Origin of the sequence: Vibrio sp. B1ASS3, assembly GCF_905175355.1 — a bacterium.
GTDB classification, from domain to species: domain Bacteria; phylum Pseudomonadota; class Gammaproteobacteria; order Enterobacterales; family Vibrionaceae; genus Vibrio; species Vibrio owensii.
The window spans coordinates 2878081-2893162 of record NZ_HG992742.1; the positions used below are offsets into that span (position 1 = coordinate 2878081).

General features: G+C 44.0%; 11 protein-coding genes and 1 pseudogene. 6 read left to right on the forward strand and 6 right to left on the reverse strand.

Annotation, left to right across the window (positions count from 1 at the left end):
* Positions 1-23 precede the first annotated feature (23 nt).
* The 6 genes from menE to KJB05_RS13030 all read right to left on the reverse strand — a co-directional run bounded on the left by menE (position 24) and on the right by KJB05_RS13030 (position 7258).
* Complete coding sequence (gene menE, locus KJB05_RS13005; protein WP_208445882.1) at positions 24-1457, reverse strand: o-succinylbenzoate--CoA ligase; 1434 nt, start codon at positions 1455-1457, stop codon at positions 24-26.
* Complete coding sequence (gene menC, locus KJB05_RS13010; RefSeq protein ID WP_038893307.1) at positions 1442-2431, reverse strand: o-succinylbenzoate synthase; 990 nt, start codon at positions 2429-2431, stop codon at positions 1442-1444. The genes menE and menC overlap by 16 nt, the downstream gene beginning before the upstream one ends.
* Before the next feature lie 130 nt (positions 2432-2561).
* The gene (gene menB / locus KJB05_RS13015) at positions 2562-3428 is read right to left on the reverse strand and encodes a 1,4-dihydroxy-2-naphthoyl-CoA synthase (RefSeq protein ID WP_009707163.1); all 867 of its coding nucleotides are present in this window, start codon (positions 3426-3428) and stop codon (positions 2562-2564) included.
* A gap of 26 nt (positions 3429-3454) precedes the next feature.
* Positions 3455-4249 carry a 2-succinyl-6-hydroxy-2,4-cyclohexadiene-1-carboxylate synthase gene (gene menH, locus KJB05_RS13020; protein WP_208445883.1) on the reverse strand — a complete coding sequence of 265 codons (795 nt, stop codon included), beginning with the start codon at positions 4247-4249 and terminating at the stop codon, positions 3455-3457.
* The gene (gene menD, locus KJB05_RS13025) at positions 4236-5954 is read right to left on the reverse strand and encodes a 2-succinyl-5-enolpyruvyl-6-hydroxy-3-cyclohexene-1-carboxylic-acid synthase (protein ID WP_208445884.1); all 1719 of its coding nucleotides are present in this window, start codon (positions 5952-5954) and stop codon (positions 4236-4238) included. Before menD ends, menH begins: the two co-directional genes overlap by 14 nt.
* Positions 5951-7258 carry an isochorismate synthase gene (locus tag KJB05_RS13030; RefSeq protein WP_208445885.1) on the reverse strand — a complete coding sequence of 436 codons (1308 nt, stop codon included), beginning with the start codon at positions 7256-7258 and terminating at the stop codon, positions 5951-5953. The genes menD and KJB05_RS13030 overlap by 4 nt, the downstream gene beginning before the upstream one ends.
* Before the next feature lie 217 nt (positions 7259-7475).
* Between KJB05_RS13030 and KJB05_RS13035 the strand changes: the two genes are divergently transcribed.
* The 6 genes and pseudogenes from KJB05_RS13035 to KJB05_RS13060 all read left to right on the forward strand — a co-directional run bounded on the left by KJB05_RS13035 (position 7476) and on the right by KJB05_RS13060 (position 15012).
* Positions 7476-8690 carry a pyridoxal phosphate-dependent aminotransferase gene (locus KJB05_RS13035; protein WP_005437583.1) on the forward strand — a complete coding sequence of 405 codons (1215 nt, stop codon included), beginning with the start codon at positions 7476-7478 and terminating at the stop codon, positions 8688-8690.
* An 83-nt stretch (positions 8691-8773) separates the two neighbouring features.
* Positions 8774-9358, forward strand: coding sequence for a 5'-deoxynucleotidase (yfbR, locus tag KJB05_RS13040; RefSeq protein ID WP_009707166.1), 585 nt, complete (start codon positions 8774-8776; stop codon positions 9356-9358).
* A gap of 3 nt (positions 9359-9361) precedes the next feature.
* A pseudogene (locus KJB05_RS13045) lies at positions 9362-9694 on the forward strand (dGTPase); the annotation flags it as partial.
* Positions 9695-9801: 107 nt separating this feature from the next.
* Positions 9802-11916 carry a hypothetical protein gene (locus KJB05_RS13050; RefSeq protein ID WP_208445886.1) on the forward strand — a complete coding sequence of 705 codons (2115 nt, stop codon included), beginning with the start codon at positions 9802-9804 and terminating at the stop codon, positions 11914-11916.
* Positions 11898-14027, forward strand: a complete 2130-nt coding sequence (locus KJB05_RS13055) for a site-specific integrase (RefSeq protein WP_208445887.1) — start codon at positions 11898-11900, stop codon at positions 14025-14027. The genes KJB05_RS13050 and KJB05_RS13055 overlap by 19 nt, the downstream gene beginning before the upstream one ends.
* Complete coding sequence (locus KJB05_RS13060) at positions 13999-15012, forward strand: AAA family ATPase (protein ID WP_208445888.1); 1014 nt, start codon at positions 13999-14001, stop codon at positions 15010-15012. The genes KJB05_RS13055 and KJB05_RS13060 overlap by 29 nt, the downstream gene beginning before the upstream one ends.
* Positions 15013-15082: the final 70 nt, after the last annotated feature.

A 15082-nucleotide genomic window follows, 5' to 3' on the forward strand; every position in this document is an offset into this window, starting at 1 on the left:
ATCCCCCTGAAGTGCAATAACGCTTAGTCACCGTTTTGCACTTCATTTTTTAACCAGTCTTTCACCGCTTTGCGCGAGATTTTTATTCCCCCACCCAACAGGGCTTGAGGCATTGCGTAATACGCTACTGGCCATTTGAATTTTTCTAGCTTAGTTTGCAGATGTTGCTCGTATTGAGCTTTGTCCAGTAACGACTCTGCTTGAATCACCGCCACTGGCCGATGTCCAAATTCAACATCTTCTATTGGAACAACGATACTTTGCGAAATACTCTCGATTTGGTTCAGTACCGCTTCAATTTCTTCACAGTGAACATTCTCACCGCCAGAGATAAATTGGTTATCTGCTCGACCAATGATCTTGAGTTCATCGCCTTGCCACTCTCCGAGATCCTTACTATCGAACCAACCATCTTCATTCAAGAGTGAAGTCACAGCCCCTTGCTTGAAATAGCCTGCTGCTAGAGTTTGCCCGCCGATATAAATACGCTCCTCAACCAGCTTAATATCGCGATTTTGCAATAGATGCCCCGCATTACTGATGCTATCAATTTGCTTCGCAGTTACGGTAGAGGCCGCTTCTGTCATGCCATAGCCTAGCCAAGTTTCAATACCCTTCTGTGTCGCTCGCAGTGCGAGTTCGTGCGCTACATGACTACCGCCCAGTAAGACATGCGTGAGAGACAGTTTGACTTCATCATCCAGTAAACGCTTAAGCTGGGTCGCGACTAAAGAAGCGTGAGAGGCACCAAGAATGTCATCAGCAAGATTTCCGCCCCCCACTTTGAGTGTTGCACCAGCAAATAGCCAGCGATAGACAATCGCCAAGCCTGATACGTGGTAAAGCGGCAAGGAAAGCAGCCAAGTATCTTGATGGTTGAATTGGAATTCGCTTAACAGACCTTGAGCAGAAGCCAGGTGCTGACGATGAGTATGCACCACGGCTTTAGGGGTGCCTGTCGATCCAGAGGTAAACACAATAGACGCTAAAGCATCATGTGCGTAGCCTTCGTTTGAACTGCCAACGTCACATTGCGATTCGCTATCCAGAGTCGAAAGCTGGATGATACCTAGTTGCGATAACTGCTGTTCCGAGTAGCCACTGGCAACACCATCAGCAAACCACACAAAACGTTGTTGAGTTGGCTTATATAGCGTCGTTAACTTGCCTGAGAGAGCCTCAAAAGGCTGCGGCATGGTCAACGCAGTGATTGCACCTATCTGCTGAGCAGCAAGATAAAACCACAGGGTTTCAACTTGGTTCTTACCGACTAGCGTCACCACGTCTCCACTCGCCACACCCTCTTGTTGAAGGTAGCGAGCGTACAAGTCGACACGAGCAGTCAATTGTTGCCAGTTAACTTGCTCTTTGGTTGTCTCAAGCGCAATAGAAAAAGGGCTCACTTGAGCCCAATATTTCCATGGTGCAATCGCAACAGTATCTATGCTGAATGCCACACTAACTCCTGCTCAGATAGCGGAAGAACTGGAAGTTCACATTTAGGCCAACTTTGCTCTAGCTGCGCTTTGAACAAACCAATCGTATCCAAACCTGGGATCTCATTAGGTAGTTGCCATTGTGCCAAGCGAGCAAGTTGGTTCAGGCCAAGGCTTGATTCAATGCTTGAACTGATTACGGCTTTAATACCTAATGTCTTCGCCTTTTCAATCAGCTTAATACAGAAATCAACTGAGCCGATCAGCGTTGGCTTGATAATGATGGTTTTCACACCTGTAAGATCTTCTAAGCTGAAGTCTTCACGGCGAACCGCATCTTGCAGTGTTTCATCCCACGCGATTGCAATACCCGTATTGATTGCAAAAGACAGGCTATCACCCGGAGAGCGGCATGGCTCTTCCAAGAAAGTAATGCGCTGGCGCAGTGATGGTGCTATGTACTTAGCAAACTGCTGGGCTTTTTCTGGCGTCCAAGCACGGTTAGCATCAAGACGAAGCGTCAGCTGTGGAATCGACTCAAGGAACAAGTTCACTAGCATGCCGTCACGAATAGGTTCGTACAAACCCACTTTTACTTTCGCGACTTTTTCGCCTTCCATTTCGTTCAGTTTCGGAATCAGATCGTCTGGATCACCGTTACACAGAGGGGCGACTTGGTACTTACCTTGCGCAGGTAAACCGCCTTCAAGTTCCAGCTGAGCCATAGACAGACCAAATGCAACCGATGGATACATGTGGTTGTAATCTAAAGGCAAGTTTGCCACCCAGCGCTCTGCTTGCGCTTGCAGCTGAATGCCCGCTTCTTCAGTGCCTTCTAGGCTGAAACCAACCAAAGGAGCAACTTCACCGCGACCAACCTTGTCACCGTCCGTTAATTCAAGGATATAACCTTTACGTTCCGTCAGCTTGTTATCACGTAGTATTACGCCACTGTCCATTGGTAGACAGTAACGGTAAATCTTCGCTTTACGCATAATTCGAATCCTATTTAATGCCGTATATTCTGAGCTTTTTAACGAGAGAACTCGCTAGTCTCCCAGAGGGCGAGACGCTCAGGACGAAAAACGAAACAGAGGAGCACAAAGGCTCCTCTTCTTATACGGATTATGGGTTACGAGGGAACTTGTCGAAGTCTGGACGACGTTTCTCGTTGAATGCGTTACGACCTTCTTGGCCTTCATCTGTCATGTAGAACATCATAGTCGCGTTACCCGCAAGTTCTTGCAGACCCGCTTGGCCATCACAGTCCGCGTTCAACGCAGCTTTCAAGCAACGCAGTGCCATTGGGCTGTGCTGTAGTACTTCACGACACCAACGAACGGTTTCTTTCTCTAGATCCGCTAGTGGTACAACCGTGTTTACCAAGCCCATGTCTACTGCTTCTTGAGCATTGTAGAAACGACATAGGAACCAGATTTCGCGAGCTTTCTTTTGGCCTACGATACGAGCCATGTAAGATGCGCCCCAACCGCCGTCAAATGAACCCACTTTAGGGCCTGTTTGACCAAATTGAGCGTTGTCAGCCGCAATCGTTAGGTCACACATCATGTGCAGTACGTGACCACCGCCCACAGCCCAACCTGCTACCGATGCGATCACTGGTTTTGGACAAGTGCGAATATCACGTTGGAAGTCCAATACGTTTAGGTGGTGTGTACCTTGGTCGTCTTTGTAGCCGCCGTAGTCGCCACGGATCTTCTGGTCACCGCCAGAACAGAATGCGTCTTCACCTAGACCTGTCAGAATGATCACGCCAACACCAGAGTCGTAGCGTGCATCTGCCAACGCATCAATCATCTCTTTTACCGTTTGAGGACGAAACGCGTTACGCACTTGAGGACGTGCAATAGTGATTTTCGCGATACCATCTACAGACTTGTGGTAATGAATGTCCTCGTATTTCTCGCTGCAATCTTTCCATTGAACCGGAGCGTAAAGTTCTTCTTCAGAAATGCCTACTGTTTTAGCCATGGTGATTCCCATTGTTCTCGTTGCTCTCACTCAAAGTGAGAATGAATTATTTGATTAACTTGCCTCGCAAATCGCTGTGGTTGCTCTTGGTGGACGTTATGCCCAGCACCTTCGATTTGTCGATACGCCAACCCGCTTGTCTCAGCCAGTTGGCTAAATTTTTTGTCTTTTTCACCGCAGATATAATGCAGTGGAACCGCTTGCTGTTGCAGAGCTGGGAGCAAATAAGATTGCTTCGCTAATGACGTTGCAATCAGCATATCCGCTACCGCGGAACCAAGATTAGCACTTCGTTTCGCAATCAATGTTTGTCTTTGCTCATGGTTTAGTGAAGAAAAGACCAACTGTTGGTACCAATCGTTCAAAACACAGGCAAGAGGCTCAGTTTTGAAACGCTTTGCCCAGCGCGAATCGTTTTCGAATCGAGCCTGTCTATCTGACTCACTTTGAAGCCCGAAGTTTCCTCCTTCCACAATGCTTCCACAAATATTGAGATCTGGAAAACATTGGTGAGCAAGGCCATGCATAGCAATGCGTCCACCCATTGAGTAACCAGTCAGGATAAGCGGTTGTTGCGAAGGAAATAATAAAGATAGTGCGGAATTGAGTAATTTGCAGCAATCATTCAGATCGCTGCAAGCAATAGATTGGCTGTGCCCATGACCAGGGAGGTCAACCGTAACACGTTCATACTCGGGTAACGCGTTGATACACGCTTGCCAATCTTCACCGCTACCAAGCAAGCCATGCAAAAACACCAGAGTAGGCAAAGTACTACTTTGGTGCTTTTCCGTTGCTGGGAAGCGTTTAGAATAGAGCATGCAAATTCTTGTTGAAGGATTTTAGCTGCTCTACCGCTTGGTTCGATGGCGTTTGAACTTCAACCACTAACGCCCCTTCGCCGCTAGCAAAATGCTCAGAGACTATAGATTGATACTCAGCAAGCGTGTTCGGTTTGCGATACTGTAAACCAAACTGTTTCGCTGCATGTTCAAATTCATAGCCATGAGGCATTTGATAGAACGACTCACGATGCTCTTGCGGTACTGGAAGCAAGTCAAAAATCGCACCACCATCGTTGTTAGTAATCACCAACACCGAAGGCAACTTGCTGTGCGTAAACAGTGCTAGCGAGTTCAACCCATATAAGGCAGAAGTGTCGCCAATAAACATTAACATCGGGTTCTGGCGCGCACGTTGTACCCCGCTTGCCGTTGCAAACAGGCCATCAATGCCAGACGCACCACGGTTAGTGAAAACCTCTGTGTTATCAAGCTTGCCAAACATGTCGATCAATCGGACAAACAGACTATTGCCAACAAACAGATCCACACCCTGAGCACGCTCAGCCACATCAATCGCCAACGCAATCTCACTCAGCTCACTTTTAGGGTCTGAAGCAAACAAGCCTTTCGCATGTTGCGTGACTTGTTTGATGTCCGCGGCAAGCTCATTTGCCCAACCAGCGTGTTCTGATGAAAACTCCGTCGTACGTTCAACCCATGAGCTTGGCTGCTCTGCCCAGTGCCATTGTGGTAAGTGACTTTGGTTATCTCGCTCTAATCGAGGCGATACATACCAATATTGAATGTCACCACCTTGCTGATTGCGCGCTACGTGTTTTTCTAACCAGTGATTAAAACGTTTAGAAATGATTCGACTACCGAACTGCACGATTAAGTCACAGCCATCCAGTTGGCTTGCCAATTTCGGATTCTGCAACCATAAATCAAAATGCGCCCAATCCGAACTGACACCACTTTGCGGATCAGCAAGCACTGGCCAGCCCATTTGCTCTGCAAACGCTTGTGCGGCTTGCGCCTGAACCAGTGGCAAACTACCAATGACCACCACACCTTTGTTATCCCCACAGCTTGGAATGGCACTGCTGGTTTTCGGGTTAAAGCGCTGGCAATACGTCACCTTGCTATCTCGCCAACCGGCAACGGTATCAAGGTAGTCCTGATAGGTGCTCTTTTCTGTATTGGAGTACAAAGGCTCTGGGAACGCACAGTTAATGTGAACCGCGCTACCTCTTAGGCGCTGAGTAAACATCACTTCATCAACAGAAGTAAGCAACCAATTCAGCGGGGTTGATAGCGTAGGACTCGGCAGGTTAAGACTGTCAGAGACATGTCCTGAAAAAATACCCAATTGATTAATAGCTTGGTTTGCACCGCAACCCACCAGCTCAACTGGACGGTCTGCCGTTAGCACCACCAGCTTTTCACCCGTTAGTTTTGCTTCAGCAATAGCAGGTAAAAGGTTAGCGACAGCGGTACCAGAGGTCACGATCAACGCAACTGGCTGTTTACTTGCCTTTGCAAGTCCAAGAGCCATAAAGCCTAAACCACGCTCATCAAAGTGCGTGTGGATAGTAAAATTTGGGTTATCTGCCGCCTCTACCGTTAAAGGTGTAGAGCGGGAACCGGGTGCGATACAAACGTGGTTCACACCAAAGCGGTTCAATTCTGTCAGGATGGTTTCAGACCAGATGCGATTCAATACAGCTTGATCTGCCTTCATGATGCAACCCCAAGCGGTGGGTGGTCTGAAATAAGAGATAGTAACGTCGACATTTTTTTATCTAACTCGGCCCATTCATGTTCTGCAATGGAGCCAGGAACAATACCCGCGCCAGCAAACAGTTGGACTTGATCGCCCAAGATCAAAGCACTTCTGATTGCGACACAAAACTCTGCACGCTCATGGCTAATGTAACCCATCGAGCCTGCATACCAGCCGCGTGCAAACGGCTCATTATCCAAAATAAATTGCATCGACTCTTTACGCGGTAAACCGGCTACCGCGGCGGTTGGCTGTAAAGCTGAAAGCAATTGAACACCGTTGATGCCTGCTTTCAGATCCGCACGAATATTACGCTTAAGATGTTGAACTTTTCTCAGACGAACAAGTCGAGGCTCTTTTTCTACTTCAACGCTCTCTGAATGTGGCGACAAGCGATCAACAATGTCATCCACCACATACTGGTTTTCGTTCAGGTTCTTTGAATCTTGAGATAACCAGTTCGCTAGCTCCATATCTTGCGTTGCATTGTCACCACGACCAATCGTGCCTGCCAATGCTTCAGTGTGGAGTTCATGCCCAACACGCGAATACAGACGCTCGGGGGTAGAACCCATGAAGCTGTGCTTGCTGTCTAAGCTCAGTAGGAAATGGAAACTATGGTGGTTATTGAGGTAACTCGCTTTCAGGAGTTGCGCAGCAGAAAGTGTCGAATCTAAGCGAACGGTTGATTTGCGAGCTAAAACGACTTTTTTAAAATCGTCGTTCTCAATACCTGTCAGTACTTTCTCTACCAAATCATTCCATTGAGGCTCTGTTGGCGCATGATCAATAGAACGAATATGAGAAGAAATTGGCGCAAGCATAGGCACATCACAAACCAGCTTTTTCAAGCCTGCTAATGTACGGGTTTTATCTTCTGAGATATTCACTGCAAGCGACCATTGCTGATCGAAGCGAATCAACTCGATTTGCGGTAGAAAGAAGAAAGACGGCATGCAGCGGCGGTTTTTCTCGTGCTGACCATCGAATGAACGCCCACCCCATACTCGTTGGCCTTCGCCAAGGATCGTATAGGCAGGTCCTGGCTCAACAAATGAATGGAGCTGACCTAGGGCAACAACTTCTTCACGAGTATCACGGGACTGCCAGTAAAACTTGGGAAAAAGTGGTTGTGCTTCAAGCCAGTCAATAAACGCGAAATTGGGTTTCTCGCTGAGTGGCTCGACTAAACGTGTTTGATTGCCTTCCGTTTGCTGAACTCGCTCGATAATTCTCTTTACGGCTTGATGGAACTGTGACAAATCAACCTCGAAGTCTATGAGGATAAGGGATAACTGACGGCTACTCTAAGTTTAGACCCAAAGCAAATCAAGGTCGTATGCGATCTTTTGCAAAATCCTGTGATACCAACAGAACAAAAGTTAGCCACTAAACGGATAATTTACAGATTTTTATTCTAATAAAAAACAAATTATTGTACTTTAATAAAGAAATTAACGATTTTTTAGGAATTATACAATGCAAAATATCGGGATGTCGTCAAAACTCGACAATGTCTGCTACGACATTAGGGGTCCTGTACTCAAACATGCTAAGCGCATGGAGGAAGAAGGGCATAAAATCCTAAAGCTAAACATTGGTAACCCCGCCCCATTTGGTTTTGACGCCCCTGATGAGATTTTAGTAGATGTAATCCGCAATCTACCAACTTCTCAAGGCTACTGTGATTCCAAAGGCATCTACTCTGCGCGTAAAGCCGTTGTACAACATTACCAACGTAAAGGCATCCGCTCACTCGATGTTGAAGATGTATACGTAGGTAACGGCGTTTCAGAGCTAATCGTGATGGCAATGCAAGCACTACTAAACAACGGCGATGAAATGCTGATCCCGGCACCAGACTACCCACTGTGGACCGCATCTGTTGCTCTGTCTGGTGGTAAACCTGTGCATTACATCTGTGATGAAGGCGCAGACTGGTATCCTGATCTAGAAGACATCAAAAAGAAAATCACCCCAAAAACGCGTGGTATTGTTCTGATCAACCCGAACAACCCAACGGGTGCTGTATACAGTCGTGATTTTCTACTAGAAGTTATCGAGATTGCCCGCCAACACAACCTGATCATCTTCGCTGACGAGATCTACGACAAAGTGCTTTACGACGGAGCAACACACACCTCAGTCGCGACACTAACAGAAGATGTGCTAGTGATGACTTTCAACGGTCTGTCAAAAGCATACCGTGTTTGTGGCTTCCGTGGCGGCTGGATGTTCCTAACCGGCCCTAAACATCTGGCGCAAGGTTACATCAACGGTCTTGAGCTGCTTTCGTCTATGCGTTTATGTGCCAACGTACCGATGCAACACGCGATTCAAACCGCATTGGGTGGCTACCAAAGTATTAATGAGCTGATCTTGCCGGGTGGTCGTTTGCTTGAACAACGTAACCGTGCTTACGAGCTTATTAATCAGATCCCTGGGGTTTCTTGTGTGAAGCCGAAAGGCGCTATGTACTTGTTCCCGAAAATCGACACCAAGATGTACAACATTAAGAATGACCAGCAGATGGTGCTCGATTTCTTGAAGCAAGAAAAAGTGCTGCTCGTGCAGGGTTCAGGCTTTAACTGGCCGAAACCGGATCACTTCCGTATCGTTACCCTGCCGCACGTAGAAGATCTCGAAACCGCGATTGGCCGCTTTGAGCGTTTCCTATCAACGTATAGCCAGTAGTAATTACTGCTGATCTCTCATATGCTTAGAGGAGCTCCTAGTGAGCTCCTTTTTTTGTATCAGAATCAAAATTGGAGACAGCAATGAAAGAAAGCCATTTTTTCGCCCACTTGGCACGAATGAAGCTAATCCAACGCTGGCCTTTAATGCGCTCAGTATCACCAGAAAACGTTTCTGAACACAGCCTGCAAGTCGCGTTTGTTGCTCATGCCCTTGCCCTAATCAAAAACAAAAAGTTTGGCGGTACACTGAATCCCGAACGCATTGCTATTCTTGCGATGTACCATGACTCCAGTGAAGTATTAACGGGTGACCTTCCAACCCCAGTTAAGTATTACAACCCAGAAATTTCTAAAGAATATAAAAAGATAGAAGCCGCAGCCGAGCAAAAGCTACTATCCATGCTGCCAGAAGAATTCCAAGACGATTTTGCACCGTATCTGCTTTCACACTCTGCACATGAAGAAGATGCCTTGATCGTTAAGCAAGCCGACTCCATCTGCGCGTACTTAAAATGTCTCGAAGAACTGAGCGCAGGTAACCACGAGTTTGCCTTGGCTAAAAAGCGCCTCGACATCACGCTGCAAGAACGCAAAACACCAGAAATGGAATACTTCCTTCATACCTTTGCCCCAAGTTTTGAATTATCGCTGGATGAAATCAGTTAGTTGATGGAGAGAAAAGTGTCGTTTGAATTAGATGCCTTGTGGCAAGAACGCCATGATGATGAACATAAAATCCGCCGTGACGATCATCGTAGTCCTTATCAGCGAGATCGCGCTCGTATACTGCATTCTGCGGCATTTCGTCGCCTACAAGCGAAGACTCAAGTCCACGGCAACAGCTTAGAAGATTTCCACCGTACCCGTTTGACCCACTCTCTTGAAGCGGCGCAATTGGGCACGGGCATTGTGGCTCAACTGAAAAAGAAGCAGCCGGAGTTCCGAGACTTACTGCCCTCAGACAGTTTGATTGATTCGCTCTGTTTGGCCCACGATATCGGTCAATATACGAAAAAATCCTGATCACATCACTTTTTTCTAATGTCTACTACAATACTCTATATGGAATTTACATATTGCATCACTAAATTGGATTGGGTGGATAAACCATGGCAAAAAAGAAGGCTAATAAGAAGATTACCAACATTGCAAAGTCATCCAATAAGGTGATATCTCTTCCTGTAGTTGAACGGTATAACTTATCTCCTTACAAACATTACGTTGATTCGCCAACAAATAGTTATCGTCTATTTTTTGAACACCCAAAATCTAAAGATGAAGTGAATAGCGACAAACATTCAAAAAAGAGCTTTTTTTATGCAGGGCAATACTCTAGACGAGTGGCTCAAGGCAAATTTTGGATTGTGGAATCAGGAAAAGAACTTGTAGGTGAAGAAATTGCTAAAAAATTTGCGCAACTACTAACTAAGAAAATCTTAGTATCTAATCTGGCCAAAGGGTCAATTAAAAAATTTCAATCAGTAATAAAGAGTTTCTTTGTATACCTCTCCTCTCAACCATCCCCTCCTGCATCCTTCACCGAGTTAAATATTAATCACTTCAGTCGATGGTGCGATACCTTTCCTTCCAAAAAAGCAGCTAGTTATCTGGGCCATATGAAAACGCTTTTTGAAGGTATTCCTTTTATTAATCTTAAGTCGATACGAATAAGAAAAGATGAGATTGTCCAACCCGCTCCATTAAGAGACATCAACTTTGACGAACTAGTTAGGCCAGCTGACTACAGTGACGTCGAGTTAATACAAATTCTTTCCTACGTGTTCTATGAAATCGAACGCTCAAGAGAACAATTTGAATTGCTTGAAAATGTCAGTCCGGAGGTGCTCGGTCAGGACTATCTACAACTCCATGAAATTAAGAGTCTTAATCCTACATTGACTCGTTTATTTAATAGTGGAGAGGATGGACATAGGGCTTTGATGGCAAACCTCACATTGTTGTTTAAGCACAATAACAATGACATAAGAATAGGTAGCTATGCCATTCCATCCTTATTCCAAAAAAAATTAAATTCTGTGAGTAAGACTAAAATCTGGAAGCACCTAGATCCATATGAAAAATATATGTCCTTTTTGTTATCTCAATGCTGGCCTACATCTACTGTAGCTAAAGGAATTACCCCGAATTACAAATGGCTAACATTGCAATCATATCATCATGAGTTTGCTATCCTTATTTATTTTATGATAACGACGGGAGTTAACCTAGAAGCAGCTTTAAGCTTGGAATGGATGGTAAATGGAAAGCCTTGGTATAAAAATTTTGATATCCAGATGGGAATCACTGAAGACACGGCACCTAGAGATCAATCAATTGTATTGGTTGGAAGGAAAATAAAGGGACAAGCCAGAAAACGAGCAGCTAAACCTATCAGCATCCCAGTAAGTGTTACCAGTCCAATATATAGTTATCTAAAATTTCTTGATAAAACTCGATCTCCTGAACGCAAGTTTATTTTCACGATCGGTGAATCATATGCGCATAGGTTATGCGTATCCTTTTGTTCCCACTATCCAATATTTAACAATACTGGGGAAAAGTTATCTTCACTACAAACACAGCGCTTTAGAAAAACATTTGTAGGACACGAATTGCTTAAGCTGCTGAAAGATGTCAAAAATGCCGATGAACTAGTCAGCCGATTGAAAACGGCCCTCAACCACGAACAATTTGATACAACATTTTTCAGTTACATAATGAAAAGTGGACTAAGTAATCTTACGATGGATAGTGCAATTGTTGCACTTACTACTGACATGCTCGAAAAAATGATGACTTTTCAGGGACAGATAAAGCTTGATAACGAGCGCGAGGCTGGCGCCACTCAAGTGTTTTTGTGCGACTGTTCAGACCCCAGTAAACCGTCACACAATCTAGCCGTTGCAGATCAATGTAAGACATATGACTTATGCCTTGGATGTAAACGCAGTGAGGTCTACGCAGAACATTTGCCTGCGATTTGCTACCGTATATTTCAATACGAACAGCAACGTAAATCTGATCCTGATATTTTTAAAGCAACACTAGATGATAGGCTTCATACTGCCTTAGATACAGTTAATCAATTCAAAATTCGTCACCCGAAAGGGAAAGAGTTGGTTGAACATGCCTATGCCACAGCAAACCTAGCGCTAAAAGACAATATCCCATTATTACCTCCTATTCTGCAAAGTGGTGTAAGTTCATGCAAATCATTGAAATAAATCAACCTAATAAACAATCTCTAACAGAATATGGTTACCAACAGTGGTCAGTATTACATGCTCTTGAGAAAGAATACGAAAATATTGATATGAGCAAAATATCAGCCACATCAACTTTCCATGATGATACTTGGGAGCCCCATGGTGGATCACTGTACAACTTTCGGTGGAATGACTGGTTTCCCGATGAAACAGACTTGCCACTAATGCTTGTTTGTAAGCTGGTTTGTTATCACCAATTGAGCTTTGCAAACTTAGCAATTTCAACGGTAAAAAACTCAGTAGCAGGATTTGTTACGACATTTCGTGATCTTTTTCGTTCGAAAAATATATTAATCAGCAAACGTAACCAACCATTTAATACTCTACTGCAATTAACTAGCAATGATATTTTGCTCACAGCTCTAAATCATCTTGCAAAAGAAAATGCACTTAGTCATGGTCCATTCGAGTTCTTAAATCGGATAAAACACATTTATTCAGAGGCATACAGCAATGCCTATTTTTTAACTTCTGGGCTAATATTGCCATGGAATACGCAGAATATTAGCGTGCAGACATGGGTAAAAAAGCTAAGACAAACACATGGCTTGGATACATCCGTAAAATCATACCCTCCCTTGGATTTAGCGGTTGTAAGCCAGTTGGTTAAAAATGCTTCTCCATTTATTGAAGAATATTTTGATCTTCTCTGTGGTGTCTTTGATGAAATCGAAATAATTCAGAAACATAGTACCCAAAATAAAAATGATCTAACTTGGAAAACAAGGAGGCACATAAAAATAAAATTTGGCGACGAACTTTCTAATATTCTTCCTCTTCAATTTGATAGTAAAGGTGGTCTGACATCAGATTGGTTTAGAAGATTGGAGCAACTTATTCAAGGGGCTGCAGCTTGGATAATTTTACTGACGACAGGCCTTCGCAACGTTGATATGAGAAATTTGGAAAAAGGTTGTTGTCAAAACTCCAAACGGCATGACTTGTTGCATTACCTAATTACTGACATCAAGAAAACGCATCTAAAGCGCTATATTCTACCAGTCCCAAATCAAACTCATAAAGCGGTGATACTTCTTGAACAATGTAAGCGCTTTGCTCGTGCGAAAGAAAGCCGCTATCTCATAACTTGTACCTCTTCTTTATCCAATAACAACCTTATTAATGAAACTGACGGTTATAAAATGGATGCCTGTGGTACTTTTAACCGCCTCATACGGAACTTTGCTTCTCACTACAATATTAAGTTGTTCACACTTTCGGATGACAATGATGAGGCCAGTTGTCACTGCGTACGGGCAACCTTGGCTGGGTGGATTGGTACTCACAGTGCTGCAGCTATTTTACTACTGAAAAAGCTTTTTGGTCACTCTAATGCGCTAATGCCTGATGCATACCTAGCCAACAATCCGGTAATTATTAAGGAACGTAACAGACAGATTTCAGAAGGCATCAACAAAATGTCCGAAGAATTATCTGATGCAATCGTCCGAGGGAAAGTAGCAGGAAAAGCAGGAGATCGCCTGCTAGCTGGTGCAGAAGACATTCGATTACAAATCGCAAAAGATAATTCTGAAGACACGGATGATACTTCCCAATCTAACCCAAAACCGATTACTTCCTCCGGTTCAGCTACTGCCACTTCAATACACCATCACCAGATTACGGAAATGGATATGCGAGTTCAGCTTAAGGAACGTATCAAGGAGTTATTACACACCAGAATAAAAGACCAACAGATATATGCACTCAAAACCCCGATGGCGGTGGTCTGTGTTAGAAATACTAGCAACAGCAGTGACGCTCCTTGTGCTATTGCGGGTAATCACAAAACACGCCAAAGTCTAAAGCTTAGTAAGCTCATTACTGATGCACTTGGAACACCACCATGTCCAGCCAACTGCGTGGGAAAAGCTTGTGGTGATGCACTGTTTGGCGATACCTGGAGCCGAGATCTACTTCTAAGCTTTGATTACTATATTCGTTATTTAGAAGGAGTTGGTCATCAATCTATAGCAATAAGAGACCAAGCCAAGAATTTCATATCAACATACGGCTCAATATTAAAAGAACTGTACTCTGATGAAAGAGAACCCGGATATTTTGAGTGATATCATGACAGACACACGAAAGCCCCGAGACAAACGTACTCATGACGAAAGACTGGAAGATCTTCGTAGTAATTTTGAACAACTCAAAGCTCAAGCGATCGCTAGCGGCAAAATCAACGATTGTTCAATCACAAAAATTTGCCACAAGGCATCAGTATCCACGTCATACATGGCTGGAAATAAGCTTAAAAACGATGGTTTGAATAAACGATATAAGCAGATCGCTAAGGACATTAACGATTTTAGAAATGACTTTGAAAAACTCCAGGCTGATTCTGACCTAACATTAATCACTAAAGAAAAACAAGCTTTAGAAGATCAACGAGATAAAGCTCAAACGGGCTACCTAGAAGCTCTCAAGTCAATTCAAGGACTCAAACAATTACTAGAAGACAAAAATAAACAACTCAAAAGTCATCAACAGCAAGCAGTTAACATTGCTTATCAAAATTTACAGACACAGTCGTTAACCAAAGACCCCAGTCAGTTAGCCAATTTTTCAACAGCGCAAGTCATTTCACCAGACAAATATTTGTTTAAAAATGGCAAATACACTTTTCATGATGAAAGAATGAGGGAAGCTGCTTGGATAAGTGCAAAAAATGAACTTGAAACACTACTGAAACGCCCATTACCTACACGAGTATATCTGTGCGTAGGAATGCCATGTTCAGGAAAAACAACTTGGACTAAAGGTTCCCACTACTATCCAGATCGACACCCAGTGGTAATTGATGCAACGAACCTCACTAGATCAGACCGAAGCCGGTGGTTCAACCTAGTTTATAAATATAAGTATCAAGCCGACATCAAAATGTGTGCTGTTTACTTTGAAGTCCCCTATATAGTAATACAAGAAAGGAACTGTCAACGAACCCCTGACCGACGCATCCCTGATGATAAACTTCAAGATATGCACCGCCGACTCGAGTCTGCAGATATATCTGAAGGTTTTGATGAAATAATAGTGATCCGATATGAGTGACATGAAATATATTTGATTCTATGAATCACAATCAATTGATATGTAAGTATTAAAAACCACCTCAATAACT

Coding starts and splice junctions, on each gene's coding strand:
- KJB05_RS13055 (WP_208445887.1), top strand. CDS start 11,898: ATGCAAATCATTGAAATAAATCAACCTAATAAACAATCTCTAACAGAA.
- yfbR (WP_009707166.1), top strand. CDS start 8,774: ATGAAAGAAAGCCATTTTTTCGCCCACTTGGCACGAATGAAGCTAATC.
- menD (WP_208445884.1), bottom strand. CDS start 5,954: ATGAAGGCAGATCAAGCTGTATTGAATCGCATCTGGTCTGAAACCATC.
- KJB05_RS13060 (WP_208445888.1), top strand. CDS start 13,999: ATGAAAGAGAACCCGGATATTTTGAGTGATATCATGACAGACACACGA.
- KJB05_RS13050 (WP_208445886.1), top strand. CDS start 9,802: ATGGCAAAAAAGAAGGCTAATAAGAAGATTACCAACATTGCAAAGTCA.
- menC (WP_038893307.1), bottom strand. CDS start 2,431: ATGCGTAAAGCGAAGATTTACCGTTACTGTCTACCAATGGACAGTGGC.
- KJB05_RS13035 (WP_005437583.1), top strand. CDS start 7,476: ATGCAAAATATCGGGATGTCGTCAAAACTCGACAATGTCTGCTACGAC.
- menB (WP_009707163.1), bottom strand. CDS start 3,428: ATGGCTAAAACAGTAGGCATTTCTGAAGAAGAACTTTACGCTCCGGTT.
- menH (WP_208445883.1), bottom strand. CDS start 4,249: ATGCTCTATTCTAAACGCTTCCCAGCAACGGAAAAGCACCAAAGTAGT.